This window comes from Streptomyces sp. NPDC048566, from assembly GCF_043199735.1.
GTDB lineage: Bacteria > Actinomycetota > Actinomycetes > Streptomycetales > Streptomycetaceae > Streptomyces.
In genome coordinates this window covers 54,084-74,183 of record NZ_JBICWL010000031.1, presented here as the reverse complement: position 1 = coordinate 74,183, position 20,100 = coordinate 54,084, and the positions used below count along the sequence as shown (strand labels likewise).

9 protein-coding genes are annotated in these 20,100 nt (G+C 75.1%); 3 read left to right on the top strand and 6 right to left on the bottom strand.

Annotation, left to right across the window (positions count from 1 at the left end; genetic code table 11):
* Nucleotides 1-690 precede the first annotated feature (690 nt).
* The 3 genes from ACGFS9_RS29540 to ACGFS9_RS29530 all read left to right on the top strand — a co-directional run bounded on the left by ACGFS9_RS29540 (nt 691) and on the right by ACGFS9_RS29530 (nt 3,175).
* A complete protein-coding gene (locus tag ACGFS9_RS29540; RefSeq protein WP_393257295.1) occupies nt 691-1,449 on the top strand; it encodes a thioesterase II family protein in 759 nt (252 codons plus the stop codon).
* Between the two features lie 144 nt (nt 1,450-1,593).
* Nucleotides 1,594-2,394 (top strand): alpha/beta fold hydrolase, encoded by an 801-nt coding sequence (locus ACGFS9_RS29535; RefSeq protein WP_393257293.1) that lies wholly within the window; start codon nt 1,594-1,596, stop codon nt 2,392-2,394.
* A gap of 4 nt (nt 2,395-2,398) precedes the next feature.
* On the top strand, nt 2,399-3,175 hold the full coding sequence (locus ACGFS9_RS29530) for a MerR family transcriptional regulator (protein ID WP_393257291.1): 777 nt from the start codon (nt 2,399-2,401) through the stop codon (nt 3,173-3,175).
* A gap of 120 nt (nt 3,176-3,295) precedes the next feature.
* Here ACGFS9_RS29530 and ACGFS9_RS29525 read toward each other — a convergent pair whose 3' ends face one another.
* From ACGFS9_RS29525 to ACGFS9_RS29500, 6 genes are all read right to left on the bottom strand, one after another.
* On the bottom strand, nt 3,296-4,210 hold the full coding sequence (locus ACGFS9_RS29525; protein WP_393257289.1) for a 3-hydroxybutyryl-CoA dehydrogenase: 915 nt from the start codon (nt 4,208-4,210) through the stop codon (nt 3,296-3,298).
* Nucleotides 4,207-5,202, bottom strand: a complete 996-nt coding sequence (locus ACGFS9_RS29520) for a 3-oxoacyl-ACP synthase III family protein (protein ID WP_393257287.1) — start codon at nt 5,200-5,202, stop codon at nt 4,207-4,209. The genes ACGFS9_RS29525 and ACGFS9_RS29520 overlap by 4 nt, the downstream gene beginning before the upstream one ends.
* Before the next feature lies 1 nt (nt 5,203).
* Complete coding sequence (gene ccrA, locus ACGFS9_RS29515; RefSeq protein ID WP_393257285.1) at nt 5,204-6,556, bottom strand: crotonyl-CoA carboxylase/reductase; 1,353 nt, start codon at nt 6,554-6,556, stop codon at nt 5,204-5,206.
* 94 nt (nt 6,557-6,650) lie between these two features.
* Nucleotides 6,651-9,914, bottom strand: a complete 3,264-nt coding sequence (locus tag ACGFS9_RS29510) for an AMP-binding protein (protein ID WP_393257284.1) — start codon at nt 9,912-9,914, stop codon at nt 6,651-6,653.
* Between the two features lie 393 nt (nt 9,915-10,307).
* The gene (locus tag ACGFS9_RS29505) at nt 10,308-13,463 is read right to left on the bottom strand and encodes a type I polyketide synthase (protein ID WP_393257283.1); all 3,156 of its coding nucleotides are present in this window, start codon (nt 13,461-13,463) and stop codon (nt 10,308-10,310) included.
* Nucleotides 13,460-20,092 carry a type I polyketide synthase gene (locus ACGFS9_RS29500; protein WP_393257282.1) on the bottom strand — a complete coding sequence of 2,211 codons (6,633 nt, stop codon included), beginning with the start codon at nt 20,090-20,092 and terminating at the stop codon, nt 13,460-13,462. The genes ACGFS9_RS29505 and ACGFS9_RS29500 overlap by 4 nt, the downstream gene beginning before the upstream one ends.
* Between the last annotated feature and the right edge of the window lie 8 nt (nt 20,093-20,100).

Below are 20,100 nucleotides of genomic sequence, written 5' to 3'. Positions count from 1 at the left end.
GTCTCCGCCGTAAAACGATCACCCGTGAGCTGCATCCCGTCACCCGAGTCCCCCGCAAAACGGATCACGACCCGGTCCAGACGGCGAACATCCTTGACGCGTGCCCCGGTCACGGCGGGGGCGGTGGTGTGCTCGGACATACGTGAGTCTGCTCCTGTCGGTCTGAGTCCGGGGATGCGGGTGCGCGGCCGGACGGGCGATGGACGGCCGGGTCGTACGTCTGCGGCGAGGCTAGCGGGCGCCGGTGGAGGAGCGCTCGCGCCGTCACGGGGCCCCGCCCCCGTGGCCCCGACCTCCTCGCCGGGCCGGGACAGGGATGCGCAGGCCCGCACCCGATCCGCATGCCGCTCCCCCGTCCGGCGCGTCGAGGCGGGCCTTGCCACTCCTCCACCGGGCCGCGAGCCGTCGTCGAGGCAGGCCCCTCATGCTCGGGCCCAGGGGCTCCGATGCGGCCGGACGAAGGACATCCGGAGCTCCGGACCGGGCCCGCCCTCGCCCCACCCCCCCCGGAGGCATCGGCGGGCCCGGTCACCGGCACACGGCTCGCCCGGCGGGCGCGCCGCACCGCCCCCGGACGCGGCCCCGGGCTCGGGCCGGGTACGGGCCGCACGACGCCGCCCCGCACCGGGGCGGACGGTCCGCTCCCCCGCGGGCGCGGCCGGCCGTCAACCGACGAAGGAGACACCGACAGTGGACACCACCTGGTTCCGACGCTTCACCTCCCCGGGCAACGGGCCGCGGCTCGTGTGCTTCCCGCACGCCGGGGGTTCCGCGACGGCGTATCTGCCGCTGGCGCGGACGCTGCCCGCGGACCTCGACGTGGTGTCCGTGCAGTACCCCGGGCGCCAGGACCGGTACCGCGAGGAGCCGTTCACCTCGATCGCCGACCTCGTCGAGGCGGTGGCCGGACAACTGTCCGAGGAACTGGTGGCGAACCCCGCGCGGCCCTACGCCCTGTTCGGCCACAGCATGGGCGCGCTCGTCGCGTTCGAGACCGCCCGGTGGCTCGCCGCCCGCGGACTGCCCGCCCCGCAGCGGCTGTTCCTCTCCGGACGGGGCGCGCCGGGCCCGCAGACCAGTGACCGCTACCAGTTCTTCGACGACTCCGACGTCCTCACCGAGGTGCGCCGGCTGGGCGGCACGGACCAGGCCATGCTCGACAACCCCGAGGTCATGGAGATGGTGCTGCCGGGGCTGCGGGCCGACTACCGGGCCCTTGGGACCTACACCTGGCAGGCCTCGGAGCCGCTCCCCACGCCGATCACCGTCCTGGTCGGGGACAGCGACCCGATGGTGACCGTCGAGGAGGCGGCGATGTGGAAGGAGCACACCGCCGGCGACTTCGCCCGGAAGGTGTTCTCCGGCGGCCACTTCTACCTCGCCGACCACCTCCGGGGCGTGGCGACCACGGTCACCGAGGGGCTGCTCGCCGGGACCGCTGCCCGCTGACCGGCTGCCCGGCCCCCGCCGGCCGCCCCCGCCGCTCCGGCCCCGTCCGGGGACGGCCTGCGGCCGAGCGGGGCCGATCCGGTCGGCGGCTGGCTCGAAGTGGCCGGTTGACCCTGACCCGGGGTCAGGGTGAACGCTGATCCCATGACCATTTCCCCCACAGCATCCTGGTCCGGCATGATTCCGGTCGACGACACGGCGCTGGCCGCCACCGACACCGGCGGCCCGGGCCAGGCAGTCGTCTACCTCAACGGCGCCTACGCCGACAGCAGGCCCTGGCGTCCCGTCATCGCCGATCTCGGCTCCGGCTGGCGGCACATCACCTTCGACGAGCGGGCCCGCGGACACTCGCGCCGGTCGGCGGACTACTCCTTCGAGGCCGCGCTGCGCGACGTCGACGCCGTCCTCGGCGCGACCGGCGTCGACCGGCCGCTGCTCGTCGGCTGGTCCTACGGCGCCTCGCTCGCCGTGCACTGGGCGGAGCGCCATCCCGGCCGCGCCCTCGGCGTGGTCTGCGTGGACGGCGCCGTTCCCTACGGACTGACCGGCCAGGCGGGCCGGGCCCGCATCCGGCGGCTGTTCCACCGGATGCGCCCGCTGCTCCCGCTGGTGCGGCCGTTCGGCCTGGCCGCGCGGATGAGCGCCGACCAGCACGCCGACGTCAACATCGAGGCCAACGAGATCACCGCGTCCATCGGCCCCGTCCTGGACCGGGTGACGTGCCCGGTGCGCTTCGTGCTGGCCACGGGGGCCAGCCTCGGCGGCGAGGAGAAGGAGATGGAGGAGATGCGTGCCTCCCTCGACCCGGTGCTCGCCCGCAACCCGAACATCCGGGTGAGCGCGAAGGTCGCGAGCAACCACTCCCACATCCTGCGCAAGGACCACTCCGCGGTGGCCGCCGCGGTTCGCGAGACGGCGTCCGCCGTCGGCCACGGGGCGGGCTGAGCCGATGGCGTACGGGCTGACGATCGGCCAGGCGGCGGCGTTCGCCGGCGTCACGGTCAAGACGGTGCGGCACTACCACCGGCTCGGGCTGGTCGAGGAACCGGAGCGGGACGTCTCGGGCTACCGGCGCTACGGTTCCGCGCAGATGCTGAGGCTGGTCCAGGTCCGCACGCTCGCCGGTGCCGGCGTGCCGCTCGCCGAGGTCACGGAGCTGCTCGACGGCGACCCCGAGGGGTTCGCGACCGCTCTGGAGGACGTCGAGCGGCGCCTCACCGAGCGGATCGAGGAGCTCGTCGCGCGGCGGGCGGTGCTGCACCGGCTGGCCTCCGGCGACCGGCTGCTGCTGCCCGAGCGGGCCTGCGCGGTGCTCGACAGACTCGCCGAGCTGGGGGTGGGCGCCGCCTACGTGGCCATCCAGCAGGAGGCGCTGGTCCTGGCCCGCGCCCTGGTGCCGGAGGTGTTCGAGAGCTTCGTGCAGCACCTGGAGCACCAGCTCGCCGATCCGCAGTACGTGGAGCTGGTCAAGCGCTGCCAGGACGCCGAGGACTGGGACCCGGACGATCCGCGGCTCGACGAGCTGGCGTCCGCGCTGGCCGCGAAGGTGCTCGCGCACCCGGAGCAGTTGTCGCTGCCGGCGGAGTTCCGGGCGCGCCCGGACGCCGCCACCCGCTACGGGCTGATCAACCGTCACCGTCAGGACCAGGCGCCGGCGGCGGTCCGGCTGACCGAGTTGCTGGAGGCCAACCTGCGGGCGGCCGGCGTGGACGTCCCCCAGCAGTGACCCGGTGCTCCGGAGGGAGGGCACCGTTCCGGGCGCTCGCGCGCCCGCCCGCGGGGCGCCGGGCCGGGCCCCGTCTCCCCCGGCCGCCGACCGGCGCGGGGAGACGGGGCCCGGCCCAGTTCACGCGTACGTGTGGAAGCCCTGGCCGGTCTTCTTCCCCAGCAGGCCGCTCTCGGTCATGCGCATCAGCAGCGGCGGCGGGGCGTAGAGGGGCTCCTTGTACTCCTCGTACAGGGCCTGCGCGATGGAGACCGTGGTGTCCAGGCCGATCAGATCGGCCAGGCGCAGCGGCCCCATCGGGTGGGAGCAGCCCTGGGTCATGGCCTGGTCGATGGTGTCGGCGTCGGCGTGACCGGATTCGAGCATGCGGACGGCGCTGAGCAGGTACGGGAAGAGCAGGGCGTTGACGAGGAAGCCGGCCCGGTCCGGGGAGACGATCGGCTGCTTGCCCAGGACATCGCGGACGAAGGTCTCGGCGCGGCGGACGACCGCGGCGTCGGTGAGGACGGAGCCGACGACTTCGACGAGCGGCAGGACCGGCACCGGGTTGAAGAAGTGGATGCCGAGGACCTGGGCGGGGCGGCGGGTCGCGGCGGCGATCCGGGAGATCGGGATCGAGGAGGTGTTGGTGGCGAGGATCGCGTCGGTGTCCTCGACGATCTTGTCGAGGGTGGCGAACAGGTCCTGCTTGAGCGCCTCGTCCTCCTTGACGGCCTCGATCACCAGCTGCCGGTCGGCGAGCCGGCCGAGATCGCGGGTGAAGGACACCCGGGCCAGTGCCCGGTCGCGGTCGGCGGGGGTGAGTTTACCCTTGGCCACGCCCCGGTCGAGGGAGGCGGCGAGCCGCTCGGGGGCGGTGTCCAGCGACGTCTCGGAGAACACCGCGACGCGGACGTCGAGGCCGGACTTCGCGCACAGTTCGGCGATGCCGGTGCCCATGATGCCGCTGCCGACGACACCGACGCGCTCGATGGCGGCGCGGGCCGGGGTACCGGTCGGGGAGGCGGTGCCGGGTGTGGTCGCGTTCGTGGTCATGTCGGGTTCCCCCAGGTCAGAAGTGATGCCCCGATCGACATGCCGCCGCCGAATCCGGCCAGGAGGACCAGGTCGCCGGGAGCGAGGGCTCCGTCGCGGTTCGCCTCGTCGAGGGCGACGGGCACCGAGGCGCTGCCGGTGTTGCCATAGCGGATCAGGGTGCGGTGGGTCCGGGCGCGGGTCAGGCCGGCGCGTTCGACGACGTCGGTGAGCATGACGCCGTTGGCCTGGTGCGGCACGAAGTGGTCGACGGAGCCGATGTCGACACCGGCCCGGTCGGCGAGCGCGGTCAGGGCGGGCGGGACGTGCTCGGCGACGAAGTCGCGGACGCCGCGGCCGTCCATCCGGAAGTGGTGGCCGCCTTCGGCGACGGTCCGGGCGGAGGCGGGGTTGCGGGAGCCGCCCGCCTCGACGCGGATGAGGTGGTGGGCGTCGCCCCGGCTGGAGAGGTCGCCGGCGATGATGCCGTACGGCTCGGGGACGTCCCCGACGACGGCGGCGCCCGCGCCGTCGGCGAAGAGGATCGCGGTCCTGCGGTCGGTGACGTCCAGGATGCGCGAGTAGACGTCCGCGCCGATCACCAGGGCGCGCGCGCCGGGCCGGAGGGCGATGAGGCTGTGGGCGAGGGTGAGGGCGTAGACGAAGCCGCTGCACACGACGTTGACGTCGAAGCAGGCCGCGTTGCGGGCGCCCAGGGCGTGCTGCACGAGGTAGGAGGTGGGCGGCTGGGGGAAGTCGCCGGTGGAGGTCGACACGATGAGGTAGTCGATCTCGCAGGCACTCAGGCCCGCCTGGTCCAGGGCCCGTTCGGCGGCGACGGCGACGGCGGCGAGGTCGGAGGTCGCCTCGTGCGGGGCGGCGTAGCGGCGGGAGCGGATCTGGGTCTTGGCCTCGATCCACTCGGCGGTGACGCCGACGCGTTCGGCGATCTCCTCGTTGCCCACCTCGTGCTTGGGGAGGTAGGAGCCGGTGGAGAGGATGCCGATACCCATCTCAGCGTCCCTCCGCCGGTACCGGGGTGTCGCGCAGCGGGTTGATCCGGGCGGCGCCGATCCGCTCCCGCAGGGCGGGGTCGGTGACGCCGAGCCCTTCCTCGGGGGCCATGCACAGGACGCCGACCTTGCCGGTGTGCCGGTTGCGCTGGACCAGCCGGGCCGCCTCCCCCACCTCGGCCAGCGGATAGACCGTGGACAGGATCGGGGAGATGTGTCCCAGGCGGACCAGGCGGTTGCACTCGGCCTGTTCCTGGAGGTTGGCGGCGTGGCTGCCGATGACGCGCTTGAGGTTCATCCACAGGTAGCGGTTGTCGAAGTGGTGGTCGTAGCCGGTGCTGGAGCCGCAGGTGACGACGGTGCCGCCCTTGCGGACGACGAACACCGAGATGCCGAAGGTGGCGCGGCCGACGTAGTCGAAGACGACGTGCGGGTCCTCGCCGACCTGGCGGCGGATCTCCCGGCCGAGGCGCTTGCCGAGTTCGATGGTGCGCTCCGGGGTGAGCGGGCCGTCGCCGTCCATGCCGATCGCGCGGCGGTCGATGACGACGTCGCAGCCGAGGCGGCGCAGGGCGGCGGCCTTGCGTTCGGAGCTGACGACGCCGACGGCGATGCCGCCGGCGTTCTTCACCATCTGCACGGCGAACGCGCCGAGTCCGCCCGTCGCCCCCCAGACGAGGACGATGTCGCCCTGCTTGATGCGGGCGCCGTTGGCGCCGACGAGCATGCGGTACGACGTGGTCGCGGTCAGAAGGACGCTCGCGGACTCCTCCCACGTCAGATGGGCGGGCTTGGGCAGCAGCTGGCTGGCGCGGACGACCGCGTAGTGGGCGAGGCCGCCGAAGTTGGTCTCGTAGCCCCAGATCCGCTGGCGGGTGCCGAGCATGGCGTCGCCGTGGGTGGCGGGTTCCTGTTCGTCGACCTGGACGCAGGAGGCGACGACGTGGTCACCGGTCCGGAAGTGCCGCACGCCCGCTCCGGTGCGCACGACGATGCCGGACGCGTCGGAGCCGAGCACGTGGTGGGGCAGGTCGTGGCGGGCCGCGTGGGCGCCCTCGCGGGCGTTGCGGGCCAGGAAGGCGAAGGTGGGGACGGGTTCGAAGGTCGCGGACCAGACGGTGTTGTAGTTGATGGAGCTGGCCATGACGGCGACGACGACCTCGTCCGGCGCGATGTCGGGCATCGGGACGGGGCCGACGTGCAGGGACTTGCGGACGTCCTTGTCGTCGACGCCGTCGAACATGCCGGTCTCGGCGGCCAGGGTGTGGGCGGCCTGGTAGGTGTCGGGCAGGTCGTGGCGGGCGATCTCCTCGGGTCCCGCGCCGTCCAGCAGGGCTTGCGTCAGTGCGTCCATGGTTGCCTTTCTGCTCCGCCGGGGCCGCGGTGGAGGCGGCGCGCAGCGGCGGGTGGGTGAGCGCGCCGGGTCCGCGGCGCGGCGGGGGGCGTGCTCACAGGACCGCGCCGTCCTTGGTCCTGCGGCGCAGGCTGGGCCGGCTGGAGCGGGCGAGGTCCTGCCACATGTCGGACAGGCCGGTGACGGTGCGGGCGGCGAACAGGCGGCGGATCGACACCTCCTGGTTGAGTTCGGCGCGGATGAGGCCGACCAGGCGGATGGCGCGCAGCGAGTTGCCGCCGAGGTCGAAGAAGTCCTCGTCGATGCCGACCCGGTCCAGTTCGAGGACGTCGGCGAACGCGGCGGCCAGGATGCGCTCGGTGTCGTTGCGGGGGGCCTTGTAGGTGTCGTCGCCCTGGGCGGGTTCGGGGAGCGCTGCGCGGTCGACGCGGCCGTCGGGGGTCAGGGGCAGCCGCTCCAGGGTGACGAACACCGAGGGCACCAGGGGCTCGGGCAGCCGGGCCGCGGCGAACCGGCGCAGCTCGTCCTCCGCTACGCCCGCGTCGTCGGCCGGGACGACGTGGGCGAGCAGCCGGGGCTGTCCGCCGGCGTCGGGGCGGACGGTGACGGCCGACTGCGCCAGGCCGGGGTGCTCGGCCAGCGCCTCCTCGGTCTCGGCGGGTTCGATGCCGGTGCCGCGCAGCTCGGCGCGGGTGCCGGGGCCGCCGATGTGGGTGAGGTGTCCCTGCTCGTCGGCTCGTACCCGGTGGCCGGTGCGGTACATGCGGCCGCCGGGCGGGCCGAAGGGGCTGGGGACGAAGTGTGCGGCCGTGGTGGCGGGCCGGTCCGGATAGCCGCGGGACAGGCCCGCTCCGGCCACGTACAGTTCGCCGGTCACCCCGGCCGGGACCGGGGCGAGGCCCGGGCCGAGGATGTGCAGGGTGGTGCCGTCGGCGGGGGTTCCGAGGCTGCCCGCCGGGGGTGCGGGGGTGTCCTCGGTCAGCCGGGCGCGGGCGGCGAACAGGCTGGTCTCGGCGGTGCCGTGGCCGGTGACGAGGTGCAGGCGGGGGCATGCCTCGCGGAGGCGGCGCACGGTGGCGGCGGGCAGCCGGTCGCCGGTGGTGACGACCTCGCGCAGGCGGGCGAGGCGCTCGGGGTGGCGGGCGGCGACGGCGGTGAGGCGGGCGGCGGGCAGCCGGAGGGTGGAGACACCCTCGTCTTCGGGCAGCTCCGGGACGTCATGGTCGTCTTCGCCGGGGGGTGCCACGACGATCCGGCCGCCGTTGAGGAGCGGCACCCACAGGTCGAGGGCGAGGGCCTCGACGGTGTGCGGGCCGTGCCACAGTACGACGGTGTCGCCGGGCCGCCGCCACACCGGGTCCGCCGCGAGGCGGGCCGCGTTGTCGTGGGTGACCGCGACGGGTGCTCCGGCGGGGCCGTCGCCCGCCGTGGGCTCCGCGACGGCGAACAGGCTGTGCGGATGGACGGGGGCAGGTTGCGGGGCCGCGTCGGCGGCGGAGCCGCCGGAGGGGGCGGGCGAGCGGCCGTGCCCGTCGGTGTCCGGCACGTCGGGGTCGAGGACGACGACGGGGAGGTCCGCGGTGGCGGGGAGGGCGGCGGCGGTCGCGGCGTCGGTGAGCAGGACGCGCGCGCCTGCGGCGGCGGCCCGTGCGGTGAGGCGGTCGGCCGGCAGGGCGGGGTCGAGGGGGAGCCAGGCGCCGCCGGCCTTGGCGACGGCGAGCAGGGCGACGGCCAGGTCGCCCGAGCGGGGCAGCGCGACCGCGACGACCGTCTCGGCCGCCACCGCGCGGTCGCGCAGCGTCCGGGCCAGCAGGCCGGACCGCGCGTCCAGGGCGCGGTAGGTGAGGGTGGTGTCCGCGGCGGCGAGGGCGACGGCGTCGGGGGTGGCCTCGGCCTGCCGGGCGAAGAGTTCGGTGACGGTGGTGGCCGCCGGGGCGGCGGGCCGCTCCCGGCCGCCGGGGGTACCCGCCTGCGCGGCAGCGGGGCCGGCCGAGGTGCCGCCGACGTCGAGGGAGCCGACCGGCTGGTCGCCCGCGGCGACCAGGGCGCGGACGTGGGCGATGAGTTCCTCGCCGATGAAGCGCAGTTCCGGCCGGCTGTAGAGGCGCTCGGGGGCGTCGAGGCGGATGAACAGGTCGCTGTCGGGGCTGCCGTCGGTGTACACGCCGATGGACAGTTCGTCGAAGGTGCCGGTCGTGGCGCCGAAGTAGCGTGCCGGGCTGTCGCCGAAGTGGAGCTGCTGGACGAACTCGACGACGTTCAGGACGGCGCCGAAGCTGCCCCGGTCGCCGAGTGTGGTGTCGCTCGCGCGCTGGATGTCGGAGTAGTGGCAGGCGGCGTGGTCGAAGATCTCGTACGTCTCGTCGACGAGCGTGTCGGCGATCTCGGCGAAGGTCGCCTCCAGCGGCACCTTGGCGCGGACGGGCACCACGTTGACGGCCAGTCCGGGGGTCCGGCTGGAGACGCCGACCCGGTTGCCGACGGCCAGGGACAGCAGGAAGTCGGGCCGGTCGCAGCGGTGCCGGAAGAACACCGCCGCCGCCGCGGTCAGCATCGTGGACATCCACACGCCGAGCGACTGCGCCGTGTCGGTCCAGGTGGCCGCCTCGGCGCGGGGGACGGTCAGGGTGCGGCTGGCCATGCCGATCGCCTCGGCCACCTGCGACCAGCGGTCGGCTCCGCCGACCGGCTCGGCGAGCTCGGCGCGGGCGGTGTCCGACAGGGCGATCCGCGGGAGGCGGGCGGGCGGGGGCGCGTCCTTGAGGTAGTCGCGCCAGAACGCGGTGTCCTCGGTGAACTGCGGCGAGGCGAGGTAGCGGCCGGCCTCGGCGGTGAAGGAGGCCGTGTCCCAGGGATGGGGCAGCGCAGGGACGCTCTCGCCCCGGACGAGCGCGGTGTAGACCTCGGCGAGGCGGCGGGACAGCAGGCCCCCGGCGCCGAAGCCGTCGGATATCAGGTGGTGGTAGGCGATCACCAGCAGGGAGCGGTCCGCGGCGAGCCGCACCACGCCGAGGCGGAACAGCAGGTCCTTCTCGAGGTCGAAGGGTTCGCGCACCAGGTCGGCGAGCTTGTCGCGGGCCGCCTGTTCGGGGTCGGTCTCGGCGCGCAGGTCGAGCCCGAAGGGGCGCCAGTCGCCCAGTTCGCGGGGTGTCAGGCGCAGTTCGCCGTTCTCCTCGGCGAAGGTGACGCGCAGCACCTCCGCCTCGTCCATCACGTGCAGGAACGCGGCCTCCATGACCGTGGTGTCCAGCTCGCCGGCCACGTCCCACATGGTCAGCGCGTGGTTCGGCGTGTCGGATGCCATTTCCTGTGCCCGCCACAGCCCTTGGTGCGCAGACGACGCGCCGAACGAAGGCATACAGATCAACCCCTCAGCAAACAGGCCCGGATCAGAGGATTTCGCAGGTCACCCCCACTGTGGGGGACGCGGTACGGCCGTTCAACGGACCTGGTGGCCCGGCGGGACGGCGGGGCGCCGGGGTCCGTTCGCGTCCGGACCCGGCTGGTGCGCGCGCGGCCTGTCGTGGCGGGCGCTGCCCGGGGACGAGAACGGGTCGCGGCGGTGTCCGGCCAGCCGGCGCTGCCGGGTTACGGGTCCTCGGGCGCCGGGCAGGCGGATTCCGCGCGCCGTGCGGCGCGATCGCGCGCCGGGCGTCAGGGGAGACGCGGCCGGCGGGACGCCACGGGGTGGTGTCCCGCCGGCGGGACGGTCCCGCCGGGCAGGGCGCCCGGCGGGTGGGGTGGTTCCGCTTCAGCGGGCGGGGCCCGTGGTCAGCAGACCTCCGACGTGGTCGGCGATCCGGCGCGGTGAGGGGTTGCGCAGAACCAGGTTGGGGCGCAGTCGCAGTCCGGTGGAGGCGGCCAGCCGTTTGCTGAGTTCGGCCGAGAGCAGGGAGTCGAAGCCGAGTTCCTTGAACTCCTGGTCGGCCCCCACCTGACCGGCGGAGTCGTGTCCGAGGACCACGGCGACCGTCTCCAGGACGTGGTCCAGCAGGACGCCCGACGCCTTGTCCGCGGGCAGGCCGGCCAGCCGTTGCGGCAGCGGGACGGGCGCGTCGTCGGCGGCCGGTGCGGCGGCGGCGTCCTCGGCGACGGCGTCGACCGTCGTGCGGGAGGAGGTGAGCCAGTAGCGCCGGTGCTGGAAGGCGTAGGTGGGCAGGTCCACCCGGCGGCGCGTCCCGAACAGGGCCGTGAGGTCCGCGGGGCCGCCCTGGACGTGGAGCCGGGCCAGCGAGCCGACGACGCTGTCCACTTCGTCGCGGTTGCGGCGGGTCGAGGACAGGACGAGGGCGTCGTCGAGGTCCTCGACGCCCTCCTGCACCGGGACGGTCAGAACGGGGTGCGGGCTCATCTCGACGAAGACGCGGAACCCGTCCTCAGCGGCGCGGCGGACGGACGTGGCGAAGACGACCCGCTCGCGCAGGTTGTCGTACCAGTAGTCGGCGTCCAGCCGCGCGGTGTCGATGACCCCGCCGTGCAGGGTGGAGTAGAAGGGCAGGGTGGAGGTGCGCGGGGCGAGTCCTGCGAGCGGGCCCCGTACCTGCTCCCGGACGCGGGTCACGTGGTGGGAGTGGGAGGCGTAGTCGACGGAGATCCTGCGCGCCTGGACGCCTTCGGCCGTCATCTTCTCAACGAACTCGTCGAGCGCCTCCGGCTCCCCGGACACCACCACGGAGCGGGGCCCGTTGACGACGGCGATGCTCACCTGCCCGCTCCACGGGGCGATGCGCTCCTCCACGGTCCGCGCCGACTCGGCGACGGAGGCCATCGCACCGTGCCCGATGAGTTCCACAAGCGCCTTGCTGCGCAGCGCCACGACCTTCGTGGCGTCGCGCAGGGACAGCGCCCCGCACACGTGGGCCGCGGCTATCTCGCCCTGGCTGTGGCCGATCACGGCCGCGGGCTCCACGCCCCAGGACCGCCAGAGGGCGGCGAGGGAGACCATCACGGAGAACAGGGCCGGCTGGAGGACGTCCACCCGGTCCAGGCCGGGCGCACCGTCGGTGCCGCGCAGAACGTCCAGGAGCGGCCAGTCGACCCATTCCGACAGGGCCTGCGCGCACGCGTCGAGGGACTCGGCGAACGCGGGGAAGGCGTCATAGAGCTGCCTGCCCATGCCGGCCCACTGCGATCCCTGTCCGGGGAAGACGAAGACCGTGCCGCCCGGGGCGGCGGCCCGGCCGCGGACCACGGAGGCGCTCTCGCGTCCCTCGCTCAGAGCGGTGAGGGAGGTGAGGAGTCCCTCGCGGGTGCGGCCGAGAACGACCGCGCGGTGCTCGAAGCGGGAGCGGCTCGACAGCAGCGACCAGCCGACCGCGGCGAGATCCGGTCCGGCGCCCGACCCGGCGAAGTCCGCGAGCCTGCGCGCCTGCTGCCGCAGGGCCGCCTCGGACTTGGCGGACACCGCCCACGGCACCAGGCCCCCCACGACTCCGGCGGCGGGGCCGTCGCCGGCCGCTCCCCCGGGGTCGGCCGCCTCGGGCTGCCGCTCGTCGGCGGCCTCCTCCAGGATCACGTGGACGTTGGTGCCGCTGACGCCGAAGGACGACACCCCGGCGCGCCGCGGACCCGCTGCCGGGGCCCAGTCGCGGCCCCGCGTCAGCAGTTCCACACCGCCCGCGGCCCAGTCGACGTGCTCCGAGGGCGCGTCGACGTGCAGCGTCCGGGGCAGATGCCGGTGGCGGAGGGCGAGGACGGCCTTGATCACCGACGCGACACCCGCGGCGGCCTGGGCGTGGCCCATGTTCGACTTCAGGGAGCCCAGCCACAGGGGCCTGCCCGGTGCGCGGTCCTTGCCGTAGGTGGCGAGCAGGGCGCCCGCTTCGATGGGGTCGCCGAGGACGGTGCCGGTGCCGTGCGCCTCGACCAGGTCGACGTCGGACGCGGCGACCCCGGCGTTGGCCAGGGCCTTGCGGATGACGGTCTCCTGGGCGCGCCCGTTCGGGGCGGTCAGGCCGTTGCTGGCCCCGTCCTGGTTGACGGCGGAGCCGCGCAGCACGGCGAGGACGGGATGGCCGTGGCGGCGGGCGTCGGACAGCTTCTCCAGCAGGAGCACGCCGACGCCCTCCGCCCAGCCGGTGCCGTCCGCGCCGGAGGCGAAGGACTTGCAGCGGCCGTCGGGCGCCAGGCCCTTCTGCCGGGAGAACTCCACGAAGAGTTCCGTCGTCGACATCACCAGCGCGCCGCCCGCGAGCGCCAGGGAGCACTCCCCGGCACGCAGCGACTGCGCGGCCAGGTGCAGGGCGACCAGGGACGAGGAGCAGGCGGTGTCCACGGACACCGCGGGGCCCGTCAGGCCCATCTCGTAGGCGACCCGGCCGGAGGCGACGCTGAGGGTGCTGCCGTGCAGCACGTAGCCCTCCAGGCCGTTCTTGCCGGCCTCCAGGAAGCGGGAGCCGTACTCGGAGGAGCTGACGCCGGTGAACACGCCGACGTCGACGCCGCGCAGGCTCGCGGGGACGATCCCGGCCCGCTCGAAGGTCTCCCAGGACGTCTCCAGCAGCAGGCGCTGCTGCGGGTCGGTGGCGAGCGCCTCGCGGGGGCTGATGCCGAAGAACTCGGCGTCGAAGCCTGCCGGGTCGGCGAGGAAGCCGCCGTGGCGGACGTAGGAGGTGCCGACGGTGTCGGGGTCCGGGTCGTAGACGTCGCGCCAGCCGCGGTCGGTCGGGAAGGTGCCGACGACGTCGCGGCCCTCCCGGATCACCTCCCACAGGTCCTCCGGGGTGGACACACCGCCGGGGTAGCGGCAGGCCATGGCGACCACGGCGATCGGCTCGCCGCGGCCCGCCTTGAGTGCGTCGTTCTCCTGCCGGAGGCGGTCGCGCTCCTCCAGGAGGGTGCGCAGGGCCCGTTGGACCCGGTCGGCGCCGTCCGCCGTGCGGTCTGCGGAGTCGGTCATGTCGGTCACCTCTTCTCGTCCAGTGCCAGGTCGACCAGTGCTTCGAGGTCCAGGTCCGACAGTTCCTCCGCACCGCCGTCGGGGTGCGCCTCCTCGGCTTCCCGGTCGCCGTCGCCGAGCGGCTCGGCGCAGGCGAGGACCAGGTCCAGGAGGCCGGCCGCGCGCAGGCGGTCGGGGGTGAGGCCGTGCAGGATCTGCCGGATGCGGGCGTCGTCGTCGACCTGCGGGTCGGGGTCGGGGCGGAGCAGGGCGACGAGGTGCCGGCCCAGTTCGCGGGGGGTGGGGTAGCTGAAGATGAGGGTGGAGGGCAGCCGCAGGCCGGTCGTCGCGGCGAGGCGGTTGCACAGTTCGACGGCGGTCAGGGAGTCGAACCCGAGCTGGGTGAAGGCATGGTCGGCGTCGACGGCCGCCGCGGAGGGATGGGCGAGGACGACGGCGACCTGCTCGCGGACCCAGTCGGTGGCGGCGTCCTCGGCCTGGTCGGCGGGCAGTTCGGCCAGCCGCCGGGCCGGCCCCGCGGGCTCGCTCGCGGCGCCTGCTTCCGGGGTGCGGCGGGTGCCGCCGCCCTGGGCGGCCAGCTCTCGCAGCAGCGGCGGGACCTCGCCGGTGCTCCGGCGGCGCAGGGCCGCCGTGTCGACGCGGGCCGGGACGAGGACGGGCCGGCCGTTGGCGCAGGCGGCGTCGAACAGGGCCAGCGCCTCCGCCGTGGGCATCGGGGCGATGCCGGTGCGGCGGAGCCGGGAGAGGTCGGCGCGGTCCAGGTCCTGCGTCATCCCGCTGCTCTCCTCCCACCAGCCCCAGGCGAGGGAGGTGGTGGGCAGGCCGGCGGCGGCGCGCCGGACGGCCAGGGCGTCGAGGACGGCGTTGGCGGCGGCGTAGTTGGCCTGGCCCGCGGTGCCGAGGGTGCCGGCGAGGGCGGAGAAGTGCAGGAACGCCGACAGCGGGCGGCCCTGGGTCGCGTCGTGCAGGTTGAGTGCGCCGCCGACCTTGGCGTCCAGTGCCCGGTCCAGGTGGCGGGGGGTGAGCGACTCGACGGTGGCGTCGGCCAGCGCCCCGGCGGCGTGGACGACCGCGGTCAGCGGCTGCCGGCCGGGCAGGTCGGCGACCAGGGCGGCGACGGCGGCCCGGTCGGTGACGTCGAGGGAGACGACGTGGACGTCGGCGCCGGCGCCCCGCAGGTCCGCGGCGAGTTCCTCGGCCCCTTCGGCGGCGCCGCCGCGGCGGCCCGCCAGGACGAGGCTGCGCACCCCGTGCTCGGCGACGAGGTGGCGGGCCATCAGGGAGCCCACTCCCCCGGTCCCGCCGGTGATCAGGACGGTGCCGCCGCCGAAGCCGCCGCCGACGTCGAGGACGAGTTTGCCGGTGTGGCGGCCCTGGCTCATCTCGCGGAACGCGGACCGCGCGTCGCGGACGTCGCGGACGGCGACCGGGTTCAGCGTCAGCAGGCCGTCGGCGAACAGGTCCATCACGCGGCGGAACATGTCCTGCAGCGCCTCGGGGCCGGCCTCGTAGAGGTCGAACGCCCGGTAGCGGACGCCGGGGTGGCGGGCGGCCACCTCCTCGGGATCACGGATGTCCGTCTTGCCCATCTCGGTGAAGTGGCCGCCCTCGGGGAGCAGGGTCAGCGAGGCGTCGACGAAGGCGTGGGCGAGGGAGTTCAGGACCGCGTCCACGCCCCGGCCGCCGGTGGCGGCGAGGAACGTCCCCGCGAAGTCGAGGTCCCGGGAGGAGGCGAGGTGGTCGTCGTCGATCCCCAGGGCGCGCAGCGCGGGCCACTTGACGGGGCTGGCGGTGGCGTAGATCTCGGCGCCGACGTGCCGGGCGAGCTGCACGGCGGCCATGCCGACGCCGCCGGCCGCCGCGTGGATGAGGATGCGCTGGCCCGCTTGCAGCGGGTTGACGTGGAAGAGGGCGTGGTAGGCGGTCAGGAAGGTGGACGGGACGGACGCCGCCTCGGCGTAGGTCCAGGTGTCGGGGATGTGGGTGAGGAGGCGGTGGTCGGCCACGGCGACCCGTCCGAAGGCTCCGGGGAAGATGCCGGTGACCCGGTCGCCGGGGACGAGGCCGGTCACGTCGTCGGCGACGTCGAGGACGATGCCGGCGCCCTCGCTGCCGAGGCCGGCGTCGAGCGCGGTGCGGTCCACGAGGCCGAGCGCGAGGGTGACGTCGCGGAAGTTGAGGCCGGCGGCCTGGACGCCGACCCGGACCTGACCGCTCGTCAGGGGCGCCTCCACCTCGGGGCACGGCACCCAGGTCAGGTTCTCCAGGGTGCCCTTGGTGGGGATGCCCAGGCGGTGCTGGCCGGCGGCCGGCGGGTCGAGTCGCTGCGCGGCGGGCCGGGCCGGGGTCAGGCGCGGGAGGAGGACGGCGCCCGCGCGCAGTGCGAGCTGGTCCTCGTCCAGGGCGAGCGCGTCCGGTATCCCGGCCAGGGAGACCGGGTCGTCGTCGACGTCCAGCAGCCGGAAACGGCCGGGGTGTTCGGTCTGGGCGGAGCGGATCAGGCCCCACACGGCGGCCCCCGTCAGGCTCCGCACGCCCTCGCCCCCGCCGGTGTCCTGGGCGAGGCGAGTGAGGATCACCAGGGTGGTGGCGGCGAACGCCTCCTCGGCGAGGAAACGCTGGACCTGGGCCAGTACGGCGCGGTCGGTGTCCCGCACCGCGGTGAGGGCGTCGACGCCCACGGCGGCCGTCGTGTCGTCGGGGCACAGCACGACGTACTCGGCTGCCGGGCCGGCCGGCACCTCGTCCAGGCCGGTGCACAGGACGGTGTCCGCGTGCGCGCCGTCCCGGGTGAGGCGGCCGGCCAGGCCGTCCGGCGTTCCGACGACGGCGAGGCGGCCGTGGCGCGCCGGGCCCGAGGGCGCCGGGCCGGCGGACGGGGCGGGGGTCCAGTGGACCTCGTAGAGCTGCCGGTCGCGGGCGCCGGCCGCGGCACACACCTGTTCGGCGCTCGCCGGGCGGAAGGTGAGGGCCCGGACGCGGGCGACGGTACGGCCGCTCTCGTCGGCGACGGTCACCGCGACGGCACCCTCCCCCGCCGGAGCCAGCCGGACCCGGACGGTCGGCCCGGCGACGGCGTCGAGTTCGGCGCCGGACCAGGAGAACGGCATCCAGCCCTGCTCCCCGGTCACGTCGATGACGCCACCCGCGACCACCGCGTGCAGCACGGAGTCGAACAGGGCCGGGTGGAGGGCGAATCCGTCGCCGGCCGCGGTGTCGCCGGAGACCGGCAGGGTGGCCAGGGCGAAGAGGTCCTCGCCGCGGCGCCACACCTCGCGCAGGCCGCGGAAGGTCGGTCCGTAGTCGAAGCCTCCGTCGGCGAGGGAGTCGTACAGGCCCTCGACGGGGACCGCGGAGGCGCCGGCCGGCGGCCAGGCGGCGGGCACCGCGTCGGGTGCTCCGGCCGGGTCCGGCGTCCCGGGTGCGGTGTGCGGGGCGAGGGTGCCCATCGCGTGGCGGGTCCAGCCGCCGGGCGCCGCCGGGTCCCCGCCGTCCGCGGGGCAGGCGTACACGTCCAGCGAGCGGCGGCCCGTCTCGTCGGGGGCGCCGGCGACGAGGCGTACCCGTACCTCGCCCGGGTCGGGCAGGATCAGCGGCACTTCCAGGGAGAGTTCCTCGACGGCGGGGCAGCCGAGGCGTGCGCCCACCGACAGCGCGAGGTCCAGGTAGGCGGTCGCCGGGACGACGGCCGCGCCGAACACGCTGTGGTCGGCGAGCCAGGGGTGGGTGCCGAGGGACCACAGGTCGGTGTAGACGCTCTCGCCGGTGCCGGGGTGGTCGACCACGGCGCCGAGCAGCGGGTGCCCGGGGGCGGCGAGGCCCGCGGAGGCGACGTCGGCCGTCTGCGTGGCGGCCTGGAAGTCCAGCCAGTAGCGCCGGCGCTGGAAGGCGTACGTGGGCAGGTCCACGGTGCGGCGGGAGGCGAACAGGGCGTCGAGGGCGACGGGGTTGCCGTGCACGTGGAGGCGGGCGAGGGCCGCGACGAGGGCCTCGGGTCCGCCGCGGTCGCGGCGGGCCGCGGAGACCACCAGGCAGTCGTCGACGCCCTGCTGGGCGAACGCCTCCTGGGTCATGCCGGTGAGGTTCGCTCCCGGCCCGACCTCGACGAACACCCGGACGCCGGCCGTGCGGGCGGTCTCGACGGCGTCGTGGAAGCGGACGGGTGCGCGCACGTGGTCCACCCAGTGGGCGACGGACGCCAGTTCCGCGGCCGTGGCCTGGCGGCCCAGCAGGGTCGAGACGACGGGGATCGTCGCCTCGCCGGCCGTGAGCCCCGCGACGGCGCGCCCGAACTCGGCGAGGACCGGGTCCATCAACGGGGAGTGGAAGGCGTGGTCGACCGGGAGAAGCTTCGCCGAGGTGCCGGCGGCGACCAACTGGTCCCGCAGCGCGTGCACCTCCTCGCGCAGACCCGACACCACCACCGACTCCGGGCCGTTGACCGCCGCGATGCCGGTGCGCGGGTAGGGGGCGAGCAGGGCGCTCACGTGGTTCTGCGAGGCGCGGACGGCGAGCATCGCGCCGCGCTCGGTCACGGTCTGCATGATCCGTCCGCGGGCCGTGACCAGCCGGGCCGCGTCGTCGAGGCTCAGCGCGCCGGAGACGTGGGCGGCGGCGATCTCGCCGACCGAGTGGCCGATCAGCCGGTCCGGGGCGGGCAGGTGGTCGGTGAGCAGCCGGTAGAGGCTGACCTGGAGGGCGAACAGCGCCGGCTGCGCGATGTCCGTGCGCTCGCGTCCGGCCGGCTCCTCCGCCAGCAGGACGGGCTTCAGCGGGAACGGCAGGTGGGCGTCGAGGTGGGCGCAGACCTCGTCGAGGCTGCGCGCGAAGACGGGGAAGGCGTCGTGGAGCGCGCGGGCCGTGCCGGCCCACGGGGAGCCCTGGCCCGGGAAGAGGAAGGCGGTCCTGCCGGGGTCGCCGGTGACGCCCCGCACCACCGCGGGCGACTCCTCGCCCCGGCTCAGGGCGGTGAGCGCGGCGAGGAGTTCGTCGCGGGTGCGGCCGAGGACGACGGCGCGGTGCTCGAAGTGGGCGCGGCTCGACGCCAGCGACCAGCCGACGTCGGCGGGATCGGGCTGCGCGCCGTCCGCGACGGCCTCCAGCAGCCGGTCCGCCTGGGCGCGCAGTGCCTGCTCCGAGCGGGCGGACACGAGCCACGGGATCGGGGCGCGGGGGGCGGAGGCCATCGCCTCGGCTGCCGGGCCGTCCGCCGCAACCGTCTCGCCCGTGGCGGAGGCGGACTCCTCCTCGGGCACCTGCTCCAGGACGACGTGGGCGTTGGTGCCGCTCGCCCCGAAGCTGGACACCCCGGCGCGGCGGGGGCGGCCGTCGCGGGCGGTCCAGTCGCGGGGCTCGGTGAGCAGTTCCACCGCGCCGGACGTCCAGTCGACGTGGCTGGAGGGGCGGTCGACGTGCAGGGTGCGCGGCAGCACGCCGTGCCGCATCGCCATGATCGCCTTGATGATGCCGCCGACGCCGGCCGCCGCCTGGGTGTGCCCGATGTTCGACTTCAACGAGCCCAGCCACAGCGGCTCGTCCGCCTCCCGGCCCTGCCCGTACGTGGCCAGGACCGCCTGCGCCTCGATGGGGTCGCCGAGCGTGGTGCCGGTGCCGTGGGCCTCGACCATGTCCACGTCGGCCGCCTGGAGCCGGGCGTCGGCCAGCGCCGCGCGGATGACGCGCTGCTGGGCCGGCCCGCTGGGCGCGGTGAGGCCGTTGGACGCGCCGTCCTGGTTGACGGCCGATCCGCGGATCACCGCCCAGACCCGGCGGCCGGCCCGCCTGGCGTCCGACAACCGCTCCAGGACGAGCATGCCGACGCCCTCGGCGAAGCCGGTGCCGTCGGCCGCGTCGGCGAACGCCTTGCACCGCCCGTCCGCCGACAGGCCGCGCTGCCGGGACATCTCCCGGAACACCTGCGGCATCGCCATGACGGTGACCCCGCCGGCCAGCGCGAGGGTGCTCTCGCCCCTGCGCAGCGACTGGACCGCCTGGTGCACGGCGACGAGCGAGGAGGAGCAGGCGGTGTCGGTGGAGACCGCGGGGCCCTCCAGGCCGAGCGCGTAGGACACCCGGCCGGACGCCACGCTGAGCAGCGAACCGGTCTGCGCGTAGCCCGAGATGCTCTCCGGGGTGGAGAAGTGGTTGCCGTAGCCGAAGTAGGCGAGCCCGGCGAACACCCCGGTGCTGCTGCCGCGCAGCGAGTGCGGGTCGATGCCGGCCCGCTCCAGCGACTCCCAGGAGGTCTCCAGCAGGAGCCGGTGCTGCGGGTCCGCGGCGAGCGCCTCACGCGGGTTGATCTCGAAGAAGTCCGCGTCGAAGTCGCCCGCGTCGTACAGGAACCCCCCCTTGGCGGTGGAGGAGGTGCCGCTGCGGTCGGGGTCCGGGTCGGCGAGGCCGGCCAGGTCCCAGTTGCGGTCCTCGGGGAAGCCGGACACCACGTCCGCGCCGTCCCGCACCAGGTCCCACAGGGCTTCGGGGGAGGTCGCGCCTCCCGGGTAGCGGCAGGCGACGCCGACCACGGCGATGGGCTCGGCGGCTGCCTCCGTCACCTCCTTCAAGCGCTTGCGGGTCTCGATCAGTTCGATCGAGGTCCGCTTCAGGTAGTCGAGGACGTCGGCGTTGCTGTCGTTGGTCATCGCTCTCC